Source organism: Serratia quinivorans, from assembly GCF_052113645.1.
In the GTDB taxonomy this organism is placed as follows: domain Bacteria; phylum Pseudomonadota; class Gammaproteobacteria; order Enterobacterales; family Enterobacteriaceae; genus Serratia; species Serratia quinivorans_B.
This window is the reverse complement of record NZ_JBIEIU010000002.1, coordinates 279,078-304,944: the sequence shown is the minus strand read 5'-3', so window position 1 is coordinate 304,944 and position 25,867 is coordinate 279,078. Positions and strand designations below refer to the sequence as shown.

Annotated in this window: 25 protein-coding genes and 1 pseudogene; 18 read left to right on the top strand and 8 right to left on the bottom strand. The window is 51.6% G+C overall.

The genetic code is table 11. The annotated features are described in order from the left end of the window. Positions 1–298: 298 nt before the first annotated feature. The gene (locus ACGS9J_RS06810) at positions 299–850 is read right to left on the bottom strand and encodes a flavodoxin family protein (protein WP_442230232.1); all 552 of its coding nucleotides are present in this window, start codon (positions 848–850) and stop codon (positions 299–301) included. Positions 851–980: 130 nt separating this feature from the next. After that, positions 981–1,091: pseudogene (locus ACGS9J_RS06805) on the bottom strand (LysR family transcriptional regulator); the annotation flags it as partial. A 424-nt stretch (positions 1,092–1,515) separates the two neighbouring features. Between ACGS9J_RS06805 and ACGS9J_RS06800 the strand changes: the two are divergent. Continuing rightward, positions 1,516–1,677 carry a YnfU family zinc-binding protein gene (locus ACGS9J_RS06800; protein ID WP_217330903.1) on the top strand — a complete coding sequence of 54 codons (162 nt, stop codon included), beginning with the start codon at positions 1,516–1,518 and terminating at the stop codon, positions 1,675–1,677. 55 nt (positions 1,678–1,732) lie between these two features. Here the strand turns inward: ACGS9J_RS06800 and ACGS9J_RS06795 are convergent, their stop codons facing one another. Then, complete coding sequence (locus tag ACGS9J_RS06795; protein WP_442230231.1) at positions 1,733–2,128, bottom strand: MerR family transcriptional regulator; 396 nt, start codon at positions 2,126–2,128, stop codon at positions 1,733–1,735. A 195-nt stretch (positions 2,129–2,323) separates the two neighbouring features. On the opposite strand from ACGS9J_RS06795, the gene ACGS9J_RS06790 reads away from it, so the two are divergent. The 4 genes from ACGS9J_RS06790 (at position 2,324) to ACGS9J_RS06775 (ending at position 5,419) form a co-directional block, all read left to right on the top strand. After that, a complete protein-coding gene (locus ACGS9J_RS06790) occupies positions 2,324–2,800 on the top strand; it encodes a nuclear transport factor 2 family protein (protein WP_442230230.1) in 477 nt (158 codons plus the stop codon). 33 nt (positions 2,801–2,833) lie between these two features. After that, positions 2,834–3,595 carry a nuclear transport factor 2 family protein gene (locus ACGS9J_RS06785; RefSeq protein WP_442230229.1) on the top strand — a complete coding sequence of 254 codons (762 nt, stop codon included), beginning with the start codon at positions 2,834–2,836 and terminating at the stop codon, positions 3,593–3,595. 53 nt (positions 3,596–3,648) lie between these two features. Further along, positions 3,649–4,398 (top strand): SDR family NAD(P)-dependent oxidoreductase, encoded by a 750-nt coding sequence (locus ACGS9J_RS06780; RefSeq protein ID WP_442230228.1) that lies wholly within the window; start codon positions 3,649–3,651, stop codon positions 4,396–4,398. A gap of 76 nt (positions 4,399–4,474) precedes the next feature. Next, the gene (locus ACGS9J_RS06775) at positions 4,475–5,419 is read left to right on the top strand and encodes an NADP-dependent oxidoreductase (RefSeq protein WP_442230227.1); all 945 of its coding nucleotides are present in this window, start codon (positions 4,475–4,477) and stop codon (positions 5,417–5,419) included. A 196-nt stretch (positions 5,420–5,615) separates the two neighbouring features. Here ACGS9J_RS06775 and ACGS9J_RS06770 read toward each other — a convergent pair whose 3' ends face one another. The 3 genes from ACGS9J_RS06770 to ACGS9J_RS06760 form a co-directional block, all read right to left on the bottom strand. After that, positions 5,616–6,461, bottom strand: coding sequence for an SDR family NAD(P)-dependent oxidoreductase (locus ACGS9J_RS06770; RefSeq protein ID WP_442230226.1), 846 nt, complete (start codon positions 6,459–6,461; stop codon positions 5,616–5,618). A gap of 39 nt (positions 6,462–6,500) precedes the next feature. Continuing rightward, positions 6,501–7,490, bottom strand: coding sequence for a zinc-dependent alcohol dehydrogenase family protein (locus tag ACGS9J_RS06765; RefSeq protein WP_442230225.1), 990 nt, complete (start codon positions 7,488–7,490; stop codon positions 6,501–6,503). A 111-nt stretch (positions 7,491–7,601) separates the two neighbouring features. Further along, the gene (locus ACGS9J_RS06760; RefSeq protein WP_442230224.1) at positions 7,602–8,525 is read right to left on the bottom strand and encodes an NADP-dependent oxidoreductase; all 924 of its coding nucleotides are present in this window, start codon (positions 8,523–8,525) and stop codon (positions 7,602–7,604) included. 97 nt (positions 8,526–8,622) lie between these two features. Between ACGS9J_RS06760 and ACGS9J_RS06755 the strand changes: the two genes are divergently transcribed. Then, complete coding sequence (locus ACGS9J_RS06755; RefSeq protein WP_442230223.1) at positions 8,623–9,513, top strand: LysR family transcriptional regulator; 891 nt, start codon at positions 8,623–8,625, stop codon at positions 9,511–9,513. Between the two features lie 122 nt (positions 9,514–9,635). Here ACGS9J_RS06755 and ACGS9J_RS06750 read toward each other — a convergent pair whose 3' ends face one another. Continuing rightward, a complete protein-coding gene (locus ACGS9J_RS06750; protein ID WP_442230222.1) occupies positions 9,636–10,571 on the bottom strand; it encodes a transketolase family protein in 936 nt (311 codons plus the stop codon). Further along, positions 10,564–11,394 (bottom strand): transketolase, encoded by an 831-nt coding sequence (locus ACGS9J_RS06745; protein ID WP_442230221.1) that lies wholly within the window; start codon positions 11,392–11,394, stop codon positions 10,564–10,566. Before ACGS9J_RS06745 ends, ACGS9J_RS06750 begins: the two co-directional genes overlap by 8 nt. 367 nt (positions 11,395–11,761) lie before the next feature. Here ACGS9J_RS06745 and ACGS9J_RS06740 point away from each other — a divergent pair, with 367 nt between their 5' ends. The 12 genes from ACGS9J_RS06740 (at position 11,762) to ACGS9J_RS06685 (ending at position 25,671) form a co-directional block, all read left to right on the top strand. Then, entirely contained in the window at positions 11,762–12,712 is a 951-nt protein-coding gene (locus ACGS9J_RS06740) for a sugar-binding transcriptional regulator (protein WP_442230220.1), read from the top strand. A 360-nt stretch (positions 12,713–13,072) separates the two neighbouring features. Further along, positions 13,073–14,593 carry an FGGY family carbohydrate kinase gene (locus ACGS9J_RS06735; protein WP_442230219.1) on the top strand — a complete coding sequence of 507 codons (1,521 nt, stop codon included), beginning with the start codon at positions 13,073–13,075 and terminating at the stop codon, positions 14,591–14,593. Between the two features lie 134 nt (positions 14,594–14,727). Then, complete coding sequence (locus tag ACGS9J_RS06730) at positions 14,728–15,663, top strand: D-ribose ABC transporter substrate-binding protein (protein WP_442230313.1); 936 nt, start codon at positions 14,728–14,730, stop codon at positions 15,661–15,663. Positions 15,664–15,706: 43 nt separating this feature from the next. Beyond that, a complete protein-coding gene (locus ACGS9J_RS06725) occupies positions 15,707–16,327 on the top strand; it encodes a DUF2291 family protein (protein WP_442230218.1) in 621 nt (206 codons plus the stop codon). Position 16,328: 1 nt separating this feature from the next. After that, positions 16,329–17,873, top strand: coding sequence for a sugar ABC transporter ATP-binding protein (locus tag ACGS9J_RS06720; RefSeq protein ID WP_442230217.1), 1,545 nt, complete (start codon positions 16,329–16,331; stop codon positions 17,871–17,873). 17 nt (positions 17,874–17,890) lie between these two features. Then, on the top strand, positions 17,891–18,946 hold the full coding sequence (locus ACGS9J_RS06715) for an ABC transporter permease (RefSeq protein ID WP_442230216.1): 1,056 nt from the start codon (positions 17,891–17,893) through the stop codon (positions 18,944–18,946). 58 nt (positions 18,947–19,004) lie between these two features. Continuing rightward, on the top strand, positions 19,005–19,802 hold the full coding sequence (locus ACGS9J_RS06710; protein ID WP_442230215.1) for an SDR family oxidoreductase: 798 nt from the start codon (positions 19,005–19,007) through the stop codon (positions 19,800–19,802). Between the two features lie 88 nt (positions 19,803–19,890). Next, complete coding sequence (locus ACGS9J_RS06705) at positions 19,891–20,676, top strand: SDR family oxidoreductase (RefSeq protein WP_442230214.1); 786 nt, start codon at positions 19,891–19,893, stop codon at positions 20,674–20,676. A 586-nt stretch (positions 20,677–21,262) separates the two neighbouring features. Continuing rightward, positions 21,263–21,952 (top strand): MarC family NAAT transporter, encoded by a 690-nt coding sequence (locus ACGS9J_RS06700; RefSeq protein WP_442230213.1) that lies wholly within the window; start codon positions 21,263–21,265, stop codon positions 21,950–21,952. A gap of 323 nt (positions 21,953–22,275) precedes the next feature. After that, positions 22,276–22,785 carry a sugar dehydrogenase complex small subunit gene (locus tag ACGS9J_RS06695; RefSeq protein ID WP_442230212.1) on the top strand — a complete coding sequence of 170 codons (510 nt, stop codon included), beginning with the start codon at positions 22,276–22,278 and terminating at the stop codon, positions 22,783–22,785. A gap of 13 nt (positions 22,786–22,798) precedes the next feature. Further along, positions 22,799–24,406 carry a GMC family oxidoreductase gene (locus ACGS9J_RS06690; RefSeq protein WP_442230211.1) on the top strand — a complete coding sequence of 536 codons (1,608 nt, stop codon included), beginning with the start codon at positions 22,799–22,801 and terminating at the stop codon, positions 24,404–24,406. A 2-nt stretch (positions 24,407–24,408) separates the two neighbouring features. Beyond that, positions 24,409–25,671, top strand: a complete 1,263-nt coding sequence (locus ACGS9J_RS06685) for a c-type cytochrome (RefSeq protein WP_442230312.1) — start codon at positions 24,409–24,411, stop codon at positions 25,669–25,671. Positions 25,672–25,867 lie beyond the last annotated feature (196 nt).

Below are 25,867 nucleotides of genomic sequence, written 5' to 3'. Positions count from 1 at the left end.
CGAGCACATAAAAAAAACCCGCACAGTGCGGGCTTGCTTGAAGAGCAGCTAATTGACAGTTACGACACAGCCATTGCATGTCTGTGCTGCTGCTCATTGTATCGCCGGAAGCTTAAGCCCACCTTAGCAACAAAAAACCCGGTCTAGGAACCGGGAATATTTGTACGAAATGCAGTGTTAGCCCAAGCAGGCTAATAACACGCACTAATTTACGCCCCAATTGTGTAGAAAAAATGAGCGAAAAAGCACGTGTCACGTCATGAATAAAGCCATGCCTGGCTAACGTCCCTTTCTACGCTTAAGCCAGTTTGGCGGCGAAGCCGGCCACACGCTGGCCGTAAAGCGTGGCAGTTTCCAGATCACCCGACAGCATTTCATCCACACCGGCGTCCGCAGGCGTCTGTACCAGCAGCCCGACAGAACCGCCGAGGTTGTTCACATCGGTACGCTGCGCCGACTTGGTGTTGGCCGGCATCAGCCCCAGACTGACCCACAGGCCACCGTGCTGCGAGGCCAGCGTTTGCAGAGCGATCAGCGTGACCTGCTTATCGCCGTTCAGGCTGGCGCTGTTGGTAAACCCGCCAAAAACCTTGTCCTGCCACTTGCGGCCAAACCAGGCTTTCGAACTGGCGTCGGCGAACTTTTTGAACTGCCAGGACGGGCCGCCCATATAGGTCGGTGAGCCAAAGATAATGGCATCCGCCTCGTCCAGTTTCTGCCAGGCTTCATCACTGATATTGCCTTCCTGATCGATAGCGATCAGTTCCGCTTCGGCACCTTGTGCAACCACGTTTGCCAAACGCTCGGTGTGGCCGTAGCCGGAATGAAAAATAACCACTGTTTTCGCCATTAGGAACTCCCTGATCGTTGCATGAGGGTGCCGACGGCACCCGGGGATACTGTGATCCAATCTAATCAACTACCCCTTGGGTGAATACCAAATTTATCTGACAGAGTTGTTCAAAAAAACCGGGGTCGGATCAGGTCCCCATGGCCTGCACGCCCTGCTGCCGGGCGAAGTCAATAAATGCGCGCAGCAGACGCGGCATTTGCCGATTGGCGGGATAGTAAAGGCAGGATCCGGAAAAGGGGGATCCCCGCAACCGCCAGCGCCGTTGAACTGGGTTTCCCGCATGATTTTCTGGCATTGCAGGCCACGCGCAACATGATGTACGCGGGCGCAGTAATTGCGCGCAGATAAAAAAAATCCCGCACAAGGCGGGATAAACTTAACAGGGATGGGTAATACACTACAGGGAATGGATAACACACAACATCATCGGGTAGCTGTTAAACTACCAGCCACAATGTATAGAACTGTCATGCCTGCGTAAGGTTGCTCCGGCAGATGTAACCTCGGATGGAAATATGACATTTTTACTGCGGTACCACTTGATCGAGAACACCCAAATCCCCCCACCACGCTCACAGAAATGATTAATAAACAATCAATAAAGGGCTATTGGGGATGCCGAATGCTAAACTGGGGCTCCCTACATCTACCCGGTGAAAGATATGTCTATCTTTGATGCCCTTAAGATGTTCAGCGACTCATCCGTTAAAGTGACCTGCCCAAAATGCGCTCACGTTTCTGAACAAAACAGTCGCAAAATGCGTAAAAATATCACCATGATTTGCCCTAAATGCGGCCACTATTTCCTTCCTGACGAAAAGTAACGCCTTCAATAGTGAGGTGAATACGATTTGTTAAATGTAGGTATGCACGAGGGCTCTATTTACCCAGCGCCGTCACTAATGGGCAGCTCTCAAGGGTTGCCACGCCCTCTATCGGCCCCGTCAGGATATCCAGCGCTCGACGCATTGCCTGCAGATCGGCAATCTTTTTCTCTACCATTTCCACCTGCCCCTGCAATCTGGCGCGGGTTTCCGTGCAGACGCAAGTACCGTCAAACCGCAGTAAATCGACGATCTCACCCAATGAAAAACCCAAAGCCTGTGTGCGTTTAATAAAGCGAATACGATCCACCATTTCTTGCGGGTAGCGGCGCACTGTCCCTGCATTTTTTTGGGGCGTGTCGAGCAGGCCGCGTCGTTGGTAATAACGAATGGTTTCGATATTCACTTCTGCTTGCTGAGCCAGCTTGCTGATGGTGAGTTGCTTTTCCATAGAATCCCCCTTGACTCTGTACTTAGGTACGGAACTATATTCCCTACAGAAGAGGATTATCAAGCATTCGCTATAAACCGAATGAATCTGAACAAACGTCCTCCTCTTGCAGGTCGTAAGTGAAATAAATTACCGACTTAATCGCCCGTTCTTAATTAATAGCTCATGCCCTTTTATTACTTTGAGGATTTAATTATGAAAACAGTAAATACGGTTTACTGCGGCTCAGACGCTCCCCATGAAGTCGCAGAGTTTGTCTGCCAGGCCGTTAATGGCTGGACAGAAGATCCCACCCGCATGCAGCAGTACTTCACGGCAAACGGCGGCTGGGAATTCCCTTTTGCGCCTGAAGATTTTGGCCTGTTTTTCAAAGAGGTCAAAGGCCAAGACGCCATGACACGCTATTTTTCTTCATTGACGCCGTATATGGAGAAACTGGACGTAGGTCCGGCGAAAAGTTGGGGGGCGCATAAAACCGACGTGCCGGGCCAATACCTGTTTACTTACACTGGCACCGCCATAATTAAAGAAACCGGCAAAGGCTACTTTCAGAACTATATTTCCGTCGTCACGCTCAGAGAAGGAAAAATAGCCAACTACCGCGAATATTGGGATCCCTACGTCGCATTGCTTGATTTTGGTCTGGTAGCACCAGTAACACAGCAGGGATAACCCCCAATATTAAGATAATGAAAGGAACCTATTATGAATGCTAAAGAAGTCGTCATTAATATGTGGCAAGCACTGATGGTGGAGGCCGATCCTAACGCCATCGCCACCTATGTTAACCCTCACTATCGTCAACACAGCCCTTATGTCAAAGATGGACCGCAAGGGTTACGCGACCTCGGGGCCGAACTGCGTGCCGATTACAGTTACGAGCAGGTCCGTATCATCGGCAATGATGAGTTCGCGGTCATGCACGGCGTTCACTACAACTGGCTGAATGGTGTTTTTACCGGCGGCGAGGCCGTGGTCGGGTTTGATATGTTCCGCGTCAGTAATGGCCAAATTGCCGAACACTGGGATGCTTCAGTGCCATTAATTAGGGCCAGCGTCTCAGGCCGCGGGCAACTGGATGGAGCCACCGACATCACTCAACCGCAACTGACCAGCCTGAGCCAACAAGTGGGGCAAGATTATGTCCAACTGATACTGATTGAGGGGCAGCGTGACCGGCTTGGGGAGTTCGTCCGTCATGACGTCAAACAGCATCAGATCGACATTGGCGATGGCATCCAGGCGCTGGATGACGCGCTCGCGAACAGCACCAAACGTTATGATGCCGTTTTGCACGTTATTGCCGAAGGTGAATTCGTTGCCGTGCATTCCAGTGGCAGCATCAATCAACAACCCCATAGTTTCTGGGATCTATTGCGCATTGATGGACATGGATTGATCGCCGAACAGTGGCAGATCGCTGCCGTTTATCCCGATATTGTGGCGCACAGTAATGGCCCGTACTGACATTCGTTTCGCTGGAGTTTCCCCACTACAATCAGAAAGAGAGGTAGATACTCATGTCATCGCTCCCCCTGAAAAATAAAACGGCCCTGATCACCGGCAGCGCCCAAGGAATTGGCGCCGTGATCGCAAAACAGCTTGCCCATGATGGCGCGACCATTATCTTGCATGATTTGAATATCACTGCGGCTCAACAGGTGGCCGAAGAAATACGCATGGCCGGCGGGATCGTATCGCAAATGATCATGGCTGATTTATCCCACCCCGACGCGGGGGATCTGGTCTCTCAAGCCTTGGGCTCTACCCGTATCGATATTCTGGTGAACAACGCGGGAATTGCACCGGTAAAAACATTCGAAGAAATGGACGCTGCGACCTTTGATAAAATGCTGAATATCAATTTGCGCGCGGTTTTTTTCCTGACTCAAAAACTGCTGCCGCACATTCAGGAGGGAGGACGTATCATTAATCTGTCGTCCTCGCTGAAAAAAACCTACGTGCCCGGTTTTATCGCTTATGTCGCCATTAAAGGATTTATCGAGGCATTTACCAAATACCTGGCCGGCGAAGTGGGTATCCGGGGTATTACCGTCAATGCGATTTCGCCGGGCGCCATCAATACCGGGCTTAACCCCTGGTTTGACACGCAGGAGGGCAAAAATACCTTACTTAAAGATCAGGCCCTAAAAAGCCTCGGCTCGCCAGAGTATATTGCCGACGTTGTTTCGTTCCTGTCCAGTGCGAAAGCCTGTTGGATTTCCGGTACGATTGTCGACGTGGATGGCGGCTATAAATTGGCACCTTGATTCCGGGCCCGTCAGCAAAACCACGAGGTGAAATCACCTCCATCCACCCATCACTGTTCACTAAAGGGGCGCGATCATGCATGCAATCGCTGTTGAATCTTTCGGTACCGAACCGCAGTTAATGGATTTGCCCAAGCCCCAACCCGGCCCAGGGCAAGTGCGGGTTAAACTGGAGGCCAGTGGCATCAACCCCATTGACTGGAGAATTGCCGACGGGATGCTCAAGGACCGGCTGCCGCACAGGTTCCCATTGATCTTGGGTATTGATGGCGTCGGCATTATCGATGCGATCGGCGAAGGCGTACGCCGTTTCACCCCAGGCACCCGAGTAGTTGGGCAATTTTTGTTTGGCCAAGTGGGTGAAGGCTGCCATGCCGAATATGCGATCCTGCATGAGGATGCAACGCTGGTCCCCTGTCCTGAGACCGTAAGTATCTCGCAGGCAGCGGCCTTGCCGACCGCCGGTATCACGGCGTTACAACTCAGCCAACGGCTCGATCTTGCCCCACGCAGCACGGTGCTGATTATTGGCGCTACGGGGGGCGTCGGCTCCTTCCTTACGCAGTTGGCTGTTATGAAAGGCTTGCGGGTAATAGCGACTGCCAGGCAAGACGCGCAATCCCACATGCGGGCTCTCGGTGCAAGCGAAACGCTCGATTACCAAACACTGTCGATTGATAGCTGGCTTGATGAGCACTACCCGAAAGGCGTTGATGCGCTGGTTGACCTGACCAGCGATGCAGTGACCTTCTCTCGATACACGTCTCATGTCCGTTCCACGGGGATTGCGCTCAGTACGATTTGGTCAGCTCAGGACAGCCAACTGACCGAACGTGAACTACGAGGCGGAAACTTCGAAACGAAAGCAACAGCAGAAGATCTCTCGCTGATGTTAGCCAGCGTCGCGGCAGGAAAACTCAAGGTTACTATTGAACGACAAATCCCTCTGGTTGATGCAGCAAAAGCGCTGACGACAAATCGAAACGGGGGAGCCAGAGGCAAGAGTGTCATTATCATCTAGTTTCCGGGTAAAACACGTCATGACAACGCTTCGGGGGCGGGGGAACTCGTCCCCGCCCTCAATACCTTCCGCTACCTGCTTGATGCTGTTCCTCATCGCCCCCCTAAATACTGGCGACAAGTTTTGTGATTAACATCACTTCGACCGCCACAGAGTTATTATGTTTGTAATCAAAATGATATGTGTTTTTTTCGCTTCATTTTCGCAACGAGGGGATAATATCGTGCTCGGCGGGAGGGCTGCCATATAAGTGACGTAAGGATTTGGGGATATGCCCAGAGTTATCGATAATACCGTAACGCTCGCCCAGTTCAGCCGTCAATAATGTGTACCCTGATAACGCTTTTAAGTTCGGATCGCTAAAGAGCGCCCAAACAACGCGCCCACAGAACTCAGGGCTTTCAAATCCCAATGTGTCCCGAAGCTCACGCGTTTTCGGATCTGCATCGGCAAGCTCAAGCATCGTCTCTGTGGCAACGAAACCGGGCCATAGTGATACGGCAGAGACGTTAAAAGGGGCGAAATGCTCGGCGTAGGACGCGGCCAATTTATCCAGGCCGGCTTTTGAGGCGTAATAGGCGGGGTCATGTACTTTCGCATCGGCATAGAAAGAGACATTGACGATTAACCCGCAGCCACCGGCCAGCAACAAGCGCGCCGCATGCCAAGTCGCAATATGATGAGAGCGCAAACCCACATCCAGTATATTGGCAAGTTCGCTGGTGGCCTCCCAAAAGGGTTTCACACCCATTTGGCTGTTAAGCGTCGTGGCATTATTGACGAGGATATTCAGATAGCCGTGCTGCTGCTCCACCCGTTCAAACAGGCGGGCTATCTGCTCATCGTCGGACATATCGCAAACCACCGCTACACCTTGACCGCCGGCACGGGTAATTTCACTGACGACCTGTTCGACAGACTCCAGCTCACGACCCGTAACATAGACAATTGCGCCCTGTCGTCCAAGTTCCTTCGCGATCCCCTTACCTATCCCCTTGCTTGATCCCGTAATAACGGCGACGACTTCTTTGTCTTTTTGCATTATTGACTCCTGATGACAATGGCCAGGGTTAGCTTTCGCTTAAACAGTGACCACAATTTTGCCTAACTGAGCGTTCGTTTCGAGATATTGGTGTGCCGCCACTATCTGATCAAACATAAAGGACTTCGCTATAACCGGCTTTAATTCGCCACTCCTCAGCGCTGCCAGAATAAAAGCTTTTGCTCTGGCGAGGCGTGCCGCGTTTCCTACAATTTCGCTATAGGCAAATCCCCTGACTGTCAGACCTTTCGGGATCGCCAAACTCGCCGGGAAAGGGGTGTTTTCACCACTGAGGTTACCGTACTCTATTAGCACGCCCCCGGGTGCCAACATCTCGCATAGCCCAATCACGCCCTCCCCCCCAATACAATCGAAGACCACTCGCGGCAACCTACCCCCCGTGATCGCTTTGACTTCGGCTACCCTTTCCTCCCCCTGAGAAGTGACCACCCAGGTCGCCCCGATATCGAGTAACGCCTGGCGTTTAGATTCGGTTCTTGAGGTGGCGATCACCCGAGCGCCAAGCATGTTTGCAATTTGGATCGCTGCAATACCAACGCTACTTGAAGCGGCCGTTACCAGGACATAATCGCCAGCGGTCACTTCTGCCACATCAACCAGCGCACCGTACGCCGTTATGTATTGCATCCACGCCGAGGCCGCCTGCTCCCAGGATAAATTTTCCGGATGCTTAACAACGTAACGGGCCGGGAAGTGAATAGTTTCGCCATAGGTGGGCCACTCGGCCATCGACAGTGACGGGATAACACTCACCGCATCCCCCGGGACAAAGCCCTGTACCTCTGCCCCCACGGCCTCGATGACTCCGGCTGCCTCATACCCCATTCGCTGCGGAAATGACGGAGGAAAAGCGTATTTACCGCGACGCAGGAGTGCCTCTGCCCGATTCAAACCGATAGCCTTCACCTTAATGCTGACCTCATCGACGGCGAGCGGGGGGAGATCCACGTCCACAATTTTCAGGACATCTGGCTCACCGACATTATAAAATTGGATAACCCGGGTCATTCTTTTCCCCTTTATACAGGACACTGTATTTCAATAATAAAGTAAGCGGTTATACGCTGATGGCTGCTATTTCCTCGACATGAAAATGAGCATAATGACTTACACCATCAATTATTTCATGCGTATAACGGCCTTGCCCCGACTCCCACCGCTCTTGACGGAATCTAAAGCTAACGATATATCCGTTAAATCAAACTCCCGGGGAGGCGAAAATGGAATTTCACCCTTGGCAATATCTTTTGCAATAGTGCTCAATACGGCACGATCATATTTCATTTGAAAAAACAGCCCCCTTCCCGGTTGGTTTTCTGCGATATCAACCGCAACTGAACTGACCATTCTGCCGTTTGGCGCCAGGGTATTCCAAAGAGCCGCCAGGGATTTCCCACCAACCAAATCAAGAACGAGGTCAACGTCCTTTATCGCTGATAATGCATCGGGGTCGTTATAGTTAATGACCTCTGTGGCTCCCAACGACTTGACATAATCCCTGTTTTTTTGCGAAGCCGTCGCGATGACCGTTGCCCCGGCGCGATGCGCCAAAGGAACCGCCAAAGAGCCCACTCCGCCGGCCGCGCCCTGAATCAAAACCCTTTGCCCTGACTTGAGCTCACCGATATCAAATAACCCCGTCCAAGCCGTCAAGCCGGCAACCGGCAGTGTTGCAGCGATGCTGTCGTCTAAATCATCGGGGGTGAGTATTAACTGATCCGGGGTAATTTCTATAGTTTCGGCAAATGCCCCACGGTTAATAGGCTTCCCTATAACTCGATCACCAATGTTGAAGGTGGTGACGCCATCCCCCACTTCAACGATTTTCCCTGCAAATTCGCCTCCCAGAACGCAGGGCAACGTTAGGGGAAACAGATACTTAAGTACCCCGTCACGCAGTTTCCAGTCCAATGGATTAATCCCTGCGGCCGAGATCTGCACAATGACCTTACCCGGAGAGACTTGAGGCCTGTTGATGGGCTCGATTTTAATCGTGTCCTTAGGGCCATAACTGTACATAACTGCTGCAAATTGCTGATTCATGTTTCATCTCCTAAGCTATTTTCCAACTGTACCTGTATCAATAATAATTAATAAGATGCTAAATTATGGACAGCTTGAACCAAAAATGAGACAGCACATGAATATGGATGCATTGCAGGACTTCATAAGCGTGATTACACACGGGGGTTTTAGCGCGGCAAGCCGAGCGACAATGACGCCGAAAGCCTCTATCTCACGCCGGATCCGTCAGTTGGAAGATGAACTGCAAACGCGCTTGTTTGAACGCACAAAAACCGGCTTCACCTTGACCGCTGAAGGAACCATGCTGTTCGAGCGGATCAAGCCTCTGGTCAACGAGCTTAACGACATAAAAACCGACATGATGGAGCAAACGGCTTGCCCATCCGGAAAATTGCGGATTAGCGTTCCTCCCGTTATCGCATTCGATGCCTTGGGCAAACTGGCCGCCCGTTATAAAGCGCTTTATCCCTTGGTTGAACTTGAACTCATTGCCGACAGCAGATTGGTTGACCCTATTCGCGAAGGTTTCGATGCCGTGATTCGCTCAAACCCCAATGTGGATGAAGATATGGTGGGTATAAAAATATTCACAGAGAAATTAGTCTTTGTTTCTTCACCGCAATATAGAGAACAACTGGCCCAGGGTGACAATAGCACGGGGCTGCCTTTTATCAGTATTGGCACGCACTGGAAACCCAATCAAATCAGTACGCTTTTGGATGGAGAAAAACGAAATTTCACTGTAAACACAGAATTATATATCTCCTCTCCGTTTATCATTCGTTCTACCCTACTTTCGGGAGCCGGTTCCGCACTGCTGCCAGAAGCTTTGGTCGCGGATGACATCAAAGCCAGCAGGTTAATTTATCTGGGCGTGAGTGAACAACCAGAGTTGGTTTTATGGTGCCTCTACCCCAGCAGACGATATGTCACCGGAAGATTAAGAGCATTTATTGATTTATTGAAGGAAACATTCTCGCAGGAAAGCAGTATTAGTAATGAATGACTTCATGCTTAACGCTCTTGGAATATGGGCTACGTGGGTCTGAAGCCGGCTACTGAGCATGCTTTTGTACGTTATAAAAGCAAAAACCGGCACGGTGGCCCGCGCCGGTTTTCATAGCAGAATCAATGCATGTTCTGCGCCAGCGCAGCAATAGATGCCGCATCAAAACCGTGGTGTTGCCGCAGCCAGCCGCGATCGGCCGCCGCCGCATATTCGCCATCAGCAATACCCAGACGCTTCAATTGAATGCCGACACCCGCTTCGGCCAGCACTTCCGCTACCAGGCTACCCAACCCGCCATTCACGTTATGTTCTTCCACCGTAATCACCGCTTTGCATGACTTCAACGCCACCAACAGCGCAGCTGTATCGCAAGGACGGATTGAAGGAACGCTGACAACAGTGGCCTGGATCCCAATGTCGGCCAGCCTCTGCCCAGCATCGACAACTTCATGCACCGTCGACCCGGTTGCCACCAGCGCAATGTCTCCACCTTCGCGCAGCGTCACCACCGCTCCTGGCACAAACTGATAATTTTCGTCATGCAGTTCCGGCAGCGCCTTACCGTCGAGGCGAATATAAACCGGTCCCTGATAACGGATGGCATAATCGATAATCTGTCGACATTCTCGCGGAGAAGAGGGCGCGAAAATCTGAATATTGCCGAAACCGCGCATCACCGCCAGATCGTCAATCGCATGGTGGGTACTCGCCAGCGGGCCATAGCTGGCCCCGGCATTGAGACCGAACAGTTTGACGTTAGTATTGTTGTAGCAAACATCAACCTTAATTTGCTCATTGGCGCGAGAAATCAGGAACGGCGCGGCGTTACAGGTCACCGCCACTTTTCCGCCCAACGCCAGGCCGGCAGCCGTTCCGACCATGCTTTGCTCGGCGATCCCTACGTTAACCAGGCGGCCTGGGAATTGTTTAATAAAGGGAGCAATTTTTGCCGTCGAGGTTGAGTCGGCCACCACAGGTACCAGATCTACACCGCGTTCAACCGCATCGATAAACGCTTGAACCATTACGCTCGCCAGATGTTCTGCATTACTCATCTTTCAGTTCCTCCAGTGCCAGTGCAATTTCTTCGCCTTTCGGTACCCGGTGGTGCCACTCCGGACGCCCCTGGATAAAGGAAATACCGGCGCCTTTCGTGGTATGGGCGATGATAACGTTAGGTTTGCCTTCCTGTTTCAGGCCTTCCAGCGTCGCGACCACCGACGCCATGTCATTTCCCTGGCACTCGGTTACCGCCATGCCGAAGGCTTTCCATTTATCGGCCAGCGGATTGGTGTTCATAATTTCATGGGTCGGCCCTGCCAACTGGAGATTGTTCTTGTCATTAATAATGACGAGGTTATCAAGCCCGTAGTGCGCTGCGGCCAATGCTGCTTCCCAGTTACTGCCTTCTGTCAGTTCGCCATCGCCGGTAATTAAAAAGATGCGACGGGCGCTGTTGCTTTTTTTCGCAGCCAGCGCCAGCCCCACCGCAACAGGCAAACCGTGGCCCAGTGCACCAGTGTTGAGTTCGATACCCGGCGTTTTCTGGCGAACCGGGTGACCAGGAAGGTGGGAGTTCGCATGCTGATAAGTTTCCAACCAGTCAATGGGGAAGAAACCCGCTTCGGCCAGCACGCAGTAGTAGCAACCCACGGCGTGGCCTTTGGACTGGATGTAGATATCGCGCTGATCGTCAGCGATACGATCCGGCGCAACATTCAGAATTCGAAAGTAGAGCGCAGTAATCAGTTCAACCTGAGACAGGTCGGCTCCGGTATGTCCACCGGCAGGGCTGTTGGCATTTAATCTGACGATATGGCGACGTATGGCGCGGGCTTTACGCTCAAGTGCCTGGACATCATAGCTATAGGGATTCATTTAATACCTCTGAATTTATTTTCAACTTGGAATATTTATTCCACCAGGGACTAAAAAAAACCAGACATCCCCAGACAAGGCATCGCAAGGCTTCCGCTGCTGCATCATACTCAGGAACATTCTGCCTCCTTACCACCAGGCCTGTCTGCGCCTGGATACTGTTTCAGTTGACCTTGAACCATCAATGAATATATATTCAACAATGATTCTTTATTCAATTATGCGATCGCTGTTCTGTTTTTGTCCATAGCTGATTTTGAGTATTGGTGAAAGTTAGATATCCATCACACTTAAATGTCTTTTCTTTTCGCGTATGATAAAGAGCTCTAACATAATGGCTGCACGTAAATGATTTTCGGGGATATATATGGCTAAGCAGGATGAACAACGGCTATTAGTTAAGATTGCCACGCTTTACTATCTTGAAGGACGAAAGCAGTCCGATATTGCTCAAATTCTCTCGCTTTCTCAGTCATTTGTCTCCCGAGCGATTACGCGTTGTCAAAAGGAAGGCGTGGTCAAAATCAGCGTTGTTCAGCCATCGAATATTTTCCTGAATCTTGAAAAAGGTCTCGAGGATCGCTACGGAATTAAACAAGCCATCGTGGTGGATACCGAAGAGGACGCCAGCGATCACACCATTAAGCGCGCCATCGGCTCTGCCGCAGCCCACTATCTGGAAACGCGGTTACGCCCGAAAGATTTGATTGGCGTCTCTTCGTGGAGCTCAACAATCCGTGCCATGGTCGATGAAGTTCACGCTCAAAACCTGAAGGCTAACGGCGTGATTCAACTGCTGGGTGGCGTGGGGCCGAACGGTAACGTACAGGCTACCATCCTCACCCAGACCCTGGCGCAACATCTGAACTGTGATGCCTGGCTGCTCCCCTCCCAGAGCATTGAAGGCTCGACGGAGGAAAAAAATCGTCTCGTTGCCAGTAAAGATGTCGCCAATGTGATTGCTCGCTTTGATGAAGTGGATATTGCCATCGTAGGCATTGGCATCCTCGAACCCTCACAATTGCTCAAAACTTCTGGCAACTACTACCACGAAGATATGCTGCAGGTGTTGGCGGAACGCGGGGCGGTCGGCGATATTTGTCTGCATTACTACGATAAAAACGGCCAGGCTGTGTTACGCGATGATGAAGATCCTGTTATCGGCATGGCGCTGGATAAAGTCAAAAAGTGCCCGAATGTGGTTGCCCTTGCCGGTGGCGCCGATAAGGTTGCAGCTATCAAAGGCGCGCTCTCAGGTGGTTATATCGATGTATTAATCACGGATTATCCAACTGCACGCCTGCTTATCACCGGTTAACTTCCCCACCCAAACACTTTCCCACCACCTTTACGCTTTATCTCGAGCGTAAAGGTTTTTTAAAAAAACAATAAACTTCAATACTATAGCTGCATAACCCCTCACCCTCTTTCACTACCATCTCCAAGCTTCACCGATCGGATAAGTGTGATTGCCAGCACAATTGATAACTTTGCCTGTAGCCCGACGGGAAGTTTCTGGCTAAGGTGTTAAATAAATAGTCACTATCGAATATATATTCAGTGATTAAATAACTGAAACCGAATTGTCACATTATGGCTTGCCAGGAAGCCGTGCGATCAGGGGGTCCCTACTCTTCCCCTCCGCGCCAGGACGAAGTGTGACTCAGGAGACTACCGAATGCAGGTAATACGTAAAGAGTTCATCATTGCACTGGACGAGGGTACCACTAACGCCAAGGCCGTCGTGCTCGATAGCCGCGGCCATATCGTGGCGAAATTCTCTCAGCCGCTAGCCATTCAAACACCGCGTGACGGCTGGGTCGAGCAGTCGGGAGAGCTATTGGTCGAGGCCTCACTCGAGGTTATCGCCAAAGCGGTTGAACATGTTGGCGCAGAAAACGTCGCCGCATTGGCTATCAGCAACCAGCGCGAAACCGCCATTGGCTGGTATCGCCAGAGCGGTAAACCGATTAACGCCGCCATCTCCTGGCAATGCACCCGCAGCGCCGCTTTTTGCGATGAACTGCGTCGCGAGAACAAAGAGCAGCAAATTAAAACTGCCACCGGGCTGCCGATTGCTCCCTTGTTCTCTGGCTCAAAAATGCGCTGGCTGCTGGAGTCTGTCCCTGAAGGCCGTCTTCTTGCGGAACGCGGAGAAATTTGCCTCGGTACCATCGATAGCTGGCTGCTGTGGAATTTAACTCAGGGCGAAGCGTTCTATTGCGATCACTCCAATGCGGCGCGCACCCAGTTGCTGAACCTGCAAACCGGGCAGTGGGACAACGAGATGCTGGCGCTGTTCCAGATCCCTCGTGCCGCGCTGCCAGAGATTAAGCCTTCCAGCGGATTGTTTGGCTATACCCGCGGGCTAAACGCGATCCCGGATGATATTCCGGTGATGGCGATGGTGGGCGATTCTCATGCCGCGCTGTTTGGTCATGCCCTCGGCGAGCCGGGCTGCGTTAAAGCCACCTATGGCACAGGTTCCTCGGTGATGGCGCCAGTGAAATCGGCAAAAAGCGATATTGACGCGCTGGCCGCCACCATTGCCTGGCACGATGGCGATAGCATCACCTATGGGCTGGAGGGCAACATCCCGCATACCGGCGATGCCGTTGCGTGGATGGCGGACAGCACTGGCCTGAGCGAGCTTTCCGAGGCGGAACTGGCTCATGAGCTCAACACCCTTCCCGCCTCTGTGGAATCTACCCTGGGGGTCTATTTTGTGCCGGCGTTAACCGGCCTTGGCGCTCCGTGGTGGGACGACAGCGCACGCGGCGTGATTTGCGGCCTGAGCCGTGGCGTCAAACGCGCTCATTTGATTCGTGCAGCACTGGAGTCAATGACTTATCAAATCGCCGATGTCATTGTCACCATGCGCCAGCAGGATGATTTTCACTTAACGGCATTAATGGTCGACGGCGGCCCGACGAAAAACGACTGGTTAATGCAGTATCAGGCAGATCTGCTGGGCTGCCCGGTGATGCGCAGCGATGTTGCCGAACTTTCAGCGATGGGTGCCGCCCTGCTCGCCCGTAAAGCTCTCACGCCAGGATCAATTGCCGATCTTAAGGGCTTTTTAACCGAACACAGTGAATTTATCCCCGACATGGCTCGCCACCAGCGCCTGCAAAAAAGATGGCAAGAGTGGCGCCATGCCGTGAACAGAACATTATGGAAACCGGCATCGCCCACCTGACACCCACCAGGGAATCAACGCGTGTGACGAACCTTAATCATCAACCAAAGGAGCCCCCTGCCCATAAATTTGATATTCAGGCCTTACGTTGTTTCAACGTACCCGACAATAACAACCATAGAGAGAACATTGTCATGAAATTACGTTTAACGCTTTTAACTGCTGTTACTCTGACCGCTTTTTCTTTTACTGCTCAGGCCGTGGAAAAAGGCACCATCATGATCATGGTAAATTCGCTGGATAATCCGTACTACGCTTCTGAAGCCAAAGGTGCCAGCGAAAAAGCAAAAGAGCTGGGATATCAGACCACCATTCTGTCGCATGGCGAAGATGTAAAAAAACAGAATGAGCTGATTGATACGGCCATCGGTAAAAAAGTTCAGGGGATTATTCTTGATAATGCCGACTCAACCGCCAGCGTCGCGGCAATTGAGAAAGCGAAAAAAGCAGGCATCCCAATAGTCTTAATCAACAGGGAAATCCCTGTTGATGATGTCGCTCTTGAACAAATTACCCATAATAACTTCCAGGCCGGTTCTGAAGTCGCCAACGTATTTGTTGAGAAGATGGCAGAAAAAGGAAAATATGCCGAACTCACCTGTAACCTTGCAGATAATAACTGCGTCACCCGTTCTAAATCTTTCCATCAGGTTATCGACCAATACCCGGATATGGTCAGCGTCGCGAAGCAAGATGCCAAAGGGACATTGATCGACGGCAAACGCATTATGGACAGCATTCTGCAGGCGCATCCTGACGTGAAAGGTGTGATTTGCGGCAACGGCCCTGTCGCCTTGGGAGCCATTGCCGCGCTGAAAGCCGCGAATCGCACCGATGTTGTGGTTGTCGGCATTGATGGCAGCAACGATGAACGCGATGCCGTTAAAGCCGGAACCCTGCAAGCCACGGTGATGCTCCAGGCTCAGGCTATTGCCGCGCAAGGGGTTACCGACCTTGATAACTACCTGCAAAAAGGTGAAAAACCGGCGAAACAACGCGTTATGTTCCGCGGCATTCTGATTACCAAAGACAATGCAGACAAAGTTCAGGACTTCAATATCAAATCCTGAGTTCGGGTTGTTGCGCCCCTTCGGGGGCGCATAGGAGAGAATTATGTATAAAAAAACCTGGCTGGCACTGGCCGTTCTTGCGCTCGGAGGTTGCCGCATTGTCTCTCAGCAAGAGCTGGCCGATCTTAAATCCCCGCCCAATCCGCACATGGCGAATATCGATCAGACGTGGCAAGACAAAGTGGTTCCCCAGGTCGTTTCTCGTGCCCGTCCCGTTGCCGAGTTAATGACCGCCTTGCGCGCGGCTAAAGATATAGATAGCGCTTGTAAAACATTAGGTTATCGCGCTCAGGATGAGAATCCGTGCATTTTTTACGTCAAGGTTGAAGGCAATATCACCCATATTGACTCTACTTCTCGTAGCGGAAAAATGACGATTCAGGATACCAGCGGCAGCAATGTCGTGGTGCAAATTGGCCCAACGCTACGCGGCACGCTCTTGCGCGACGGTTATCAGGGGGCGAGCTATCAGGACTTTAACGATCAGGTTCTGTTTGGCGAATATGGCCAGGCGATTAACGAACATGCGGTAAAAATGGTTCAAACGGCACAAATTAAGCCGGGCGAAGCTACCGAGGTTTATGGCGTATTCTCGGCCTGGGATATTCCGCAAACCATTCCTGCTATTACGCCAGCGAAAATTGTTCGTTTGGGAGGGCAATAATATGCAACAGCAAGATCTCGTCACTCCCCAACCAGTCGAATCTGAAGTTATTATCGAAACCCGGGAGTTATCCCGCGTGTATCCAGGCGTCGTAGCCTTAGATAACGTGAATTACCGGGTCTATCGAAATAAAGTAAACGTTCTGATCGGTGAGAATGGTGCAGGTAAATCCACCATGATGAAAATGCTTGCTGGCGTTGAGACGCCCTCCTCCGGTCAAATTATGCTTGATGGTGCCCCTGTTACCCTTAATTCAACTCACCAGGCCGAAAAGAAGGGGATCAGCATTATTTTTCAGGAATTGAATTTATTCCCGAACATGAACATCATGGATAATATCTTCATGGCTAACGAATTCTTTCAGAAAGGGAAGATCAACGAAAACTATCAATATGAGTTAGCCAAAAAATTACTGGAGAGGCTGGAGCTGAATGTCGATCCCTACACTCAACTGGGTGAATTAGGTATCGGACACCAGCAGTTGGTTGAAATTGCGCGCGCGCTTTCAAAGGACACTCGCGTATTAATCATGGATGAACCCACCTCTGCCCTGAGCCAGTCAGAAGTCAAAATTCTGTTTAACGTTATTGCGCAGCTTAAACGGCGCGGCGTCACCATTATTTATATTTCCCATCGCCTGGAAGAACTGATGGAAATTGGCGATCACATTACCATTTTCCGCGACGGACGTTTTATCAGTGAACGCAATGTCAGCGATGCCAGTATTCCCTGGATTATCGAACAGATGGTCGGCGACAAGAAAAAATATTTCGATTATCAGCCCGCGCAGAAGGGCGAGGCGGTACTTGCCGTTGAAGGTCTGACGGCGCTACACCCCAGCGGCGGTTATAAGCTCAACGATGTGAGCTTCACGCTAAGCAAAGGGGAAGTGATTGGTATTTATGGCCTACTGGGTGCCGGGCGCACGGAATTGTTTAAAGGCCTGGTCGGGCTGATGCCTTGCCAGAACGGCAGCGTGCATCTTAATGGCGAAAATCTTGGCAAAGCCCAGTTCCAGGCCCGACTAAAAAAAGGCCTGGCGTTAGTTCCCGAGGACCGACAGGGCGAAGGCGTGGTGCAGATTATGTCGATTCAATCGAATATGACCTTATCGGATTTTAGCCTGAAAGGTTTTCGCCAGGCATGGAAATGGCTGAACCCGCAAAAAGAACACGCCAGCGTCAAAGAGATGATTCGCGAGCTCGCTATCAAAGTCAGTGATCCTGAACTCCCCATTACGTCTTTAAGCGGGGGTAACCAACAAAAGGTGGTGTTAGGTAAAGCCCTAATGACAAAGCCGCAGGTTGTTTTTCTCGATGAGCCCACTCGCGGCATCGACGTCGGCGCCAAAACGGACGTTTATCACCTGATAGGCAAAATGGCCCAACAGGGTCTGGCAGTGATGTTCTCTTCATCGGAACTGGATGAAGTGATGGCGCTGGCGGATCGCGTATTGGTGATGGCCGATGGCCGTATTACCGCCGATTTACCGCGTCATGCGGTTACCCGCGAAAAATTAATCGCGGCTTCAACACCTCAAGATTAATCAGGCTGGAATCCATCATGAACCAGAAATATATGATTTATATGTACCTGCTGAAGGCCAGAACCTTCATCGCCCTACTGCTGGTTATCGCGGTCTTCAGCGTGATGGTCCCGAATTTCCTGACCACGTCCAACCTGCTGATTATGACTCAGCATGTGGCCATCACCGGCCTGCTGGCCATTGGCATGACGCTGGTTATCCTGACAGGCGGGATCGACCTGTCTGTCGGTGCCGTCGCCGGGATCTGCGGAATGGTCGCTGGGGCATTATTGACCAACGGCCTGCCCTTATGGAATGGCAGCATCATCTTCTTCAACGTCCCAGAAGTGATTCTGTGCGTGGCCATTTTCGGTATCGTCGTCGGCTTTATTAACGGTGCCGTGATCACCCGTTTCGGCGTGGCTCCCTTTATCTGTACGTTGGGCATGATGTATGTCGCCAGGGGCTCTGCGCTACTGTTCAACGACGGCAGCACCTACCCCAACCTCAACGGTATAGAAGCGCTGGGCAATACCGGTTTCGCCACGCTGGGTTCCGGTACGCTGATGGGTATTTATCTGCCTATCTGGCTGATGATCGGATTCTTGCTGCTGGGCTACTGGCTAACCACCAAAACACCACTTGGCCGCTATATCTACGCTATTGGGGGTAACGAATCCGCCGCTCGCCTGGCTGGCGTCCCCATCGTGAAAGCGAAAATATTCGTTTACGCCTTCTCCGGCCTGTGTTCCGCATTTGTTGGCCTGATCGTCGCTTCACAGCTGCAAACGGCCCACCCCATGACCGGCAACATGTTCGAAATGGACGCCATCGGGGCCACCGTACTGGGTGGAACCGCGCTGGCAGGCGGCCGTGGCCGGGTTACGGGCTCAATTATTGGTGCTTTCGTCATCGTCTTCCTTGCCGACGGCATGGTGATGATGGGGGTCAGTGATTTCTGGCAAATGGTCATTAAGGGCGTTGTTATCGTCACCGCCGTCGTCGTCGACCAATTCCAGCAAAAACTACAGAACAAGGTCATCCTGATGCGCCGCCATGAGGAAAAACTTGGCACGGCTCAGGCCGCCAATTAACACGCTTTCATTACCCACGCTGCACGCGCTTGCGTGCGGCCTACACAAGGGAAAAAACATGCAAAGAAACTTCCACAACAAAACGGTGGTCATCACCGGCGCATGCCGCGGGATTGGTGCAGGTATTGCTGAGCGCTTTGCTCGCGATGGCGCAAACCTGGTGATGGTTTCCAACGCCGAGCGCGTTCATGAAACGGCAGAAACCTTACGCCAGACTTATCAGGCCAATATCCTGTCATTGCAGGTCGATGTCACGGATGAAGCACAGGTGCAATCGTTGTATCAGCAAGCCGCAGCCCGTTTCGGCACTATCGATGTCTCGATCCAGAATGCTGGCGTGATCACCATCGATTATTACGATCGCATGCCGAAAGCCGACTTTGAGAAAGTGCTGGCGGTTAACACCACCGGTGTCTGGCTCTGCTGCCGCGAAGCCGCCAAATACATGGTGAAACAAAACCACGGTAGCCTGATTAATACTTCCTCAGGTCAGGGGCGCCAGGGCTTTATCTACACCCCGCATTACGCTGCCAGCAAAATGGGGGTTATTGGGATTACGCAAAGCCTGGCCCACGAACTGGCACCGTGGAATATCACCGTCAACGCCTTCTGCCCGGGCATTATCGAAAGTGATATGTGGGATTACAACGACCGTGTATGGGGTGAAGCGCTTAGCACCGAACAAAAACGCTATGGCAAGGGAGAACTGATGGCGGAATGGGTCGAAGGTATTCCGATGAAACGCGCCGGTAAACCAGAAGATGTCGCCGGGCTGGTGGCTTTCCTCGCTTCCGACGATGCACGCTATCTTACCGGGCAAACCATCAACATCGACGGCGGCCTGATTATGTCGTAATCCCCGTCAGGGACGACAAAACCAGAACGGTAGCCCTTGGATTTACACAGTAGCGTGCCACAACATATTGATTCAGAGAGTGATGACTATGATCATGAAGGATTTTGCCCAACAACTGTTTAATCTGCAGGATCGCGTGGCCTTCGTGACCGGTGCCGGCAGCGGCATCGGTCAGACGATAGCTTACGGGCTCGCCAGCGCGGGCGCCCGGGTGGTCTGCTTTGATCTACGCGAAGACGGTGGCCTTGCCGAAACCGTTAAAAATATCGAAGCTATTGGCGGACAAGCCTGCTTTTACACCGGAGATGTGCGTCAACTCAGCGATCTGCGTGCTGGCGTCGCCTTGGCTAAAAACCGCTTCGGTCGCCTCGATATTGCCGTTAACGCGGCCGGCATCGCCAATGCCAACCCGGCGCTAGAGATGGAAAGCGAACAATGGCAGCGGGTTATCGATATTAACCTCACCGGCGTGTGGAATTCCTGTAAGGCGGAAGCCGAACTGATGCAGGAATCGGGCGGTGGCTCAATTATTAATATCGCCTCCATGTCGGGCATTATTGTGAATCGTGGCCTTGAGCAGGCGCATTACAACTGCTCCAAAGCGGGTGTTATCCACCTTTCCAAGAGCCTGGCAATGGAGTGGATCAGCAAAGGGATCCGCGTCAACTCCATCAGCCCGGGATACACCGCCACACCGATGAACACACGCCCTGAAATGGTCCATCAGACCCGTGAGTTTGAAAGCCAGACACCGATTCAGCGAATGGCAAAAGTGGAAGAGATGGCTGGCCCGGCACTGTTCCTTGCCAGTGATGCCGCGTCGTTCTGTACCGGTGTTGATCTGGTCGTCGATGGTGGTTTTGTTTGCTGGTAAAAAACGCTTAACTTCTGATCTACAGCCGAATGCGGAGGATCCTCTCCGCATTTTTCCTTCCTAATATTCACAGCAGGCAATAAAGCTTAGAAATGGTACAGCGATACCTGGGGTGAAAATAACTCCCGTCTGATTGACCTCAGTAAAACCTTTCCACACTTAAAAATCAGTGGCGTGATAAAACAGCAGCTAGCCTCGAACCGAGGCCACTGCAATTTTGTCACCATGAAGAGCGAAAATCTTATAATCCATTGATTTATAAAAACAACACAACCAAAACAGGATGATCGCAATCTCACGGCAATAGACAGCCGTCGCAAACCAGATCTTCTAACATTAAAACACTTTTTGTTAATGATATTCACCATTCTTATGCCACAGTGTTTAAGTATTTGTTACTTATATCGGTGTTTGCCCAGGATGATGACAAGCAAAGGGTTTAGAATTACTGGGTGAGCGCAGCGTGGGCCCCTACTTTGTTATTGCAATAAATTAACGAAGTGCGAGCAACAGGAAACTTAGGATAAGTACAAGGAAAGCCCCCAAGCACCTTGGGGAATTTTTGACGTCACATAAGGGAATTATTATGACGGGGTTTATGCAGCTACTTCAGGTTATTGGATTAGGTCTGGTACTGTTGCTGCCTTTAGCCAATCCTCTCACCACGATTGCCATGCTTCTCGGGCTTTCAAGTGGGATGACGACAGCCGAACGTAATCAACAATCGTTGATGGCGTCGGTTTATGTCTTTCTTATCATGGTCGTAGCGTACTACGGCGGCCAGGTTGTGATGCATACTTTTGGTGTCTCCATCCCGGGTCTGCGTATCGCGGGTGGGCTAATTGTCGCCTTTATTGGCTTTCGTATGCTGTTCCCGCAACAGAGCCAAGATGAAGCGCCGGAGGTTGAAGCAAAAACGCAGGAGCTACGCAAGAAAAGCTCGGTCAATATAGCCTTTGTCCCGCTAGCCATGCCGGGTACTGCTGGGCCAGGCACCATTGCGATGATTATCAGCTCAGCTTCCAGCATGAAAAACAACCCGTTAGGCTTCGAAAATTGGGTGTTAATCGTTGGACCGATCGCCATCTTCCTGACCATTGGCATTATATTATGGGCATGCCTGCGGAGCTCAGGCGCAATCATGCGGATTGTCGGGAAAGGGGGCATTGAAGCTATTTCTCGCCTGATGGGGTTCTTGTTAGTGTGTATGGGGGTACAGTTTATTATCAATGGCATTTTGGAAGTTGCCTCTACTCCCGTACTCGCTTCTCTATAAATTAATAATGGCGTTTTAATATTTCCAACCGATGCACAGCCAGTTGTCAGAATATTAAAGGCACGTCTGGGATTTTAGCCTGGTTTTAATTGAGAAAAAATCAAGGTAATCAGGATGTCGCCCGAATTAACCTGATATATCACCCGATGGCTAATGATATATCGGAAAATTTTATAACAATAATGCGCAATAAAACACGCACCATAAATCATCCTGGTCGGTTTGACCGGGTATATCCCTGATGCCCCTATAGGGATGATGGCCCATAACTTCCGGATACCCGTTCAACCGGTAATGCGCTGTTTCTATTTAGGAGAGATGCAATGTCAACCCCCCCTTCGAAAACGCTACGCGTCAACGGCGTTTCGCGTCGTCGCTTATTGGGCTTTATCGGTGTCGGGCTGGTCAGCAGCCTGATGATGCCGGTTTCACTTAAAGCCTTTGCGGCCGATGGACAACCTTCCCCGGTAAACCTCGACAAATTTATGCGAGTTTCCCGCGCCCTGACCGGCAAACGCTACCTTAATCCGGTGATCGGCCAACGTCTGCTTGCTGCCATTTTGCAGTACAGGCCTGAAGCCGTGGCCCAACTGGCGCTGCTGCAAACATTACCTACGGGCACGCCGACGGGTTGGAGCGCACCGCAGCAGGATATTGCACGACTGATCCTGCAAGGCTGGTACCTGGGCCAGGTTGGCGAGGGGGAAAATATTGCCGTGGTGACTTATGAAAAAGCGCTGATGTTTGACGCGGTATCTGACGTTCTGGTGATCCGTTCTTATTGTACTCATCGTCCCGGATACTGGGCTGCCAAGCCCGATGTCACGTTTTAATTAAGGAAAGAAAATGGCCGAAACATTAAAAGCTGACGTTATCGTTGTAGGCTCCGGCGTGGCGGGCGGCATTGTCGCGAATGAACTGGCGAAAGCCGGCAAGCAAGTCCTGATCCTCGAAGCCGGCCGGCGCATGTCACGCTGGGAAATCGTCGAAAACTTCCGGAATCAGGCTGATAAGTCTGACAACATGAAACCCTACCCATCGATGGACTACGCCCCGCATCCGGAATCCAACCCAAGTAATAATTATCTGATTCAAAAAGGTGAGCATCCGTATGACGCACAGTTTATCCGTGTTGTCGGAGGCACCACCTGGCACTGGGCGGCATCGGCATGGCGCTTCCTTCCGAATGATTTCAAGATCAAATCGCTGTACGGCGTGGGGCGTAACTGGCCAATTGACTATGCCGAGCTGGAAAAATGGTACTTCCGTGCTGAGCAGGAACTGGGCGTATGGGGGCCGAATAATGAAGATCTGGGATCACCACGCAGTGCCCCCTATCCGATGGATCCTCTGCCGCTTTCGTATAACGAGCAGCGCCTGAAAACCGTGCTCAATAACAACGGTTACTCTGTAGTAACCGAGCCGGTAGCCCGTAACAGTCGCCCGTATGACGGCCGCCCGACTTGCTGCGGGAATAACAACTGCATGCCGATCTGCCCGATTGGGGCCATGTACAACGCTATCACGCACGTCGAAAAAGCCGAGAAGAATGGCGCCGTTCTGCGTCCTGAATCCGTGGTGTATAAGCTGGAAGTGAACGACAAGCAGGAGATCACCGCGGCTCTGTTTAAAGATCCAGAGGGGAATGAACACCGTGCCGAAGCCAAATACTTTGTGCTGGCGGCCAACGGAATTGAAATTCCGAAGCTGATGCTGATGTCCGCCAACGACAAAAACCCGCATGGCGTGGGAAACAGTTCTGACCAGGTGGGCCGTAACCTGATGGACCACCCTGGCGTCGGCGTAGAATTCTACGCCAACGAAGCCCTGTGGCCAGGGCGTGGGCCGCAGGAAATGACCTCGATGATCGGGTTCCGCGACGGTGACTTCCGCAAAGAGTACGCCGCGAAGAAAATCCACCTTTCGAACGTGTCACGAACCGATCAGGAAGCGGGACGAGCGCTGGCACAAAAAAGTGAGCTGCTCCTTGGGCCGGAACTCGACAAACGTATCCGCGACCGTTCATCACGCTATGTGCGCTTTGACAGCTTTCACGAAATCCTGCCGCATCCGGAAAACCGTATAATTCCGAGCCGCACGGAAAAAGACAAACTGGGCATTCCGAAGCCGGAGTTCTATTACGCGATGGACGACTACGTGCGCAAAAGTGCTGAGCACACCTATAAAGTCTACGCCGATGCGGCGCGCCTGATGGGCGGTACCGAAATCACCTATTACAAGGATTTTGCCAATAACAATCACATCACCGGCACCACTATTATGGGTCATGATCCGAAAAATTCGGTGGTCGATACCCAGTGCCGTACCCACGACCATAGTAACCTGTTTATCGCCAGTAGCGCGGTGATGCCAACCGTGGGCTCGGTAAACTGTACCCTGACCATAGCGGCGCTCTCTCTGCGCCTCGCGGATACGATTAAGGCGGAGGTGTAATGATGAAAAAATTAACCCTAAGCCTGATGGCCGCAGCCGGAATGTTTAGCCTGGCGGCCAACGCCGATGGTTCCGACACCGATCTGATTAAACGCGGTGAATATCTGACCCAGGCCGCCGACTGCGTGGCCTGTCACACCACCAAAGACGGCAAGCCATTTGCTGGTGGTCTGGCCTTCAAAACGCCGATGGGCACTCTCTATTCACCAAATATTACGGCGGATAAAGAGACCGGCATCGGCGACTGGAGCGATGCCGACTTCCTTCGCGCCGTGCATGAAGGGAAGAATAAAGAGGGGCAGCATCTTTACCCTGCATTCCCTTATACCTCTTACACACTGTTGAAAGATGACGATGTTAAAGCTATCAAAGCGTACTTGTTCAGCCTGCCGGCGGTGCATCAGCCGAATCGCGAAAATGAGATGCCGTTCCCGTTCAACCAACGTTGGGGCATGTGGTTCTGGAATCTGGTGAACTTCGACAGCAAGCGCTTTGAGCCGGACACAAGCCGGTCAGACGAATGGAATCAGGGAAAATATCTGGTCGAAGGGCTGGGGCACTGTGGCGAATGCCATACTCCGCGCAATATCACCATGGGGATGAAAGACAGCAAACCCTATGCCGGAACAGAAGTGGACGGCTGGACCGCATTTAATATTTCCTCCGACAAAAAAGCCGGTATCGGCAGTTGGAGTAAGGACGACATCGTGCAGTATCTGCGTTCCGGCCATGTGAATGGCAAAGCGCAGGCGGCCGGCCCAATGGCTGAGGTGATAGAAAACAGTACGCGACATCTCACCGATAGCGATCTGAATGCAATGGCGATTTACATACAGACACTGGAGCCACAGGCAGATTCTGATGTGACGAAGAGCCGTTCCGACTGGGGCAATGAAGCGACCAACGTCGATAACCTGCGTGGCGTACCGTTCAAAGATACCCCGGAGACCGACGGTGCGCGTTTGTTCCTCGGTAACTGTGCCAGTTGCCACAGCTTCAGTGGTCAGGGCAGCGAAGATGGATACTACCCCTCATTGATGAAAAATAGCGTGGTTGGTGCAGAAATGCCGAACAATCTGCTCAACGTCATCCTGCACGGTGTATCGCGCAAAACCAATGAAAGTGAGGTGTTTATGCCAGGATTTGCCGACACGCTGAGTGACAAACAGATTGCAACGCTAAGCACCTATATTCTGAAAGAGTTTGGGGCACAGCCTGCATTGAATGTGAAAGACCAGGATGTGGCAGATCTTCGCGGGAAGTGATCCCGCAGATCCCTATTTAAAAAATATTTAATTTTTAATTCAGGCTTACGGTCGTGGGCATAGGCTCACGCCATTTTTAGCTTGCGTATTAAGCATGTTGCTACTTTCACATCACCCCAGTAACAGCCTTATTTTGTCGTTAACACTTCGCAAGCCTGGACAAAGGAAAAGAAAATAGTTGATTCAACAAAAAATA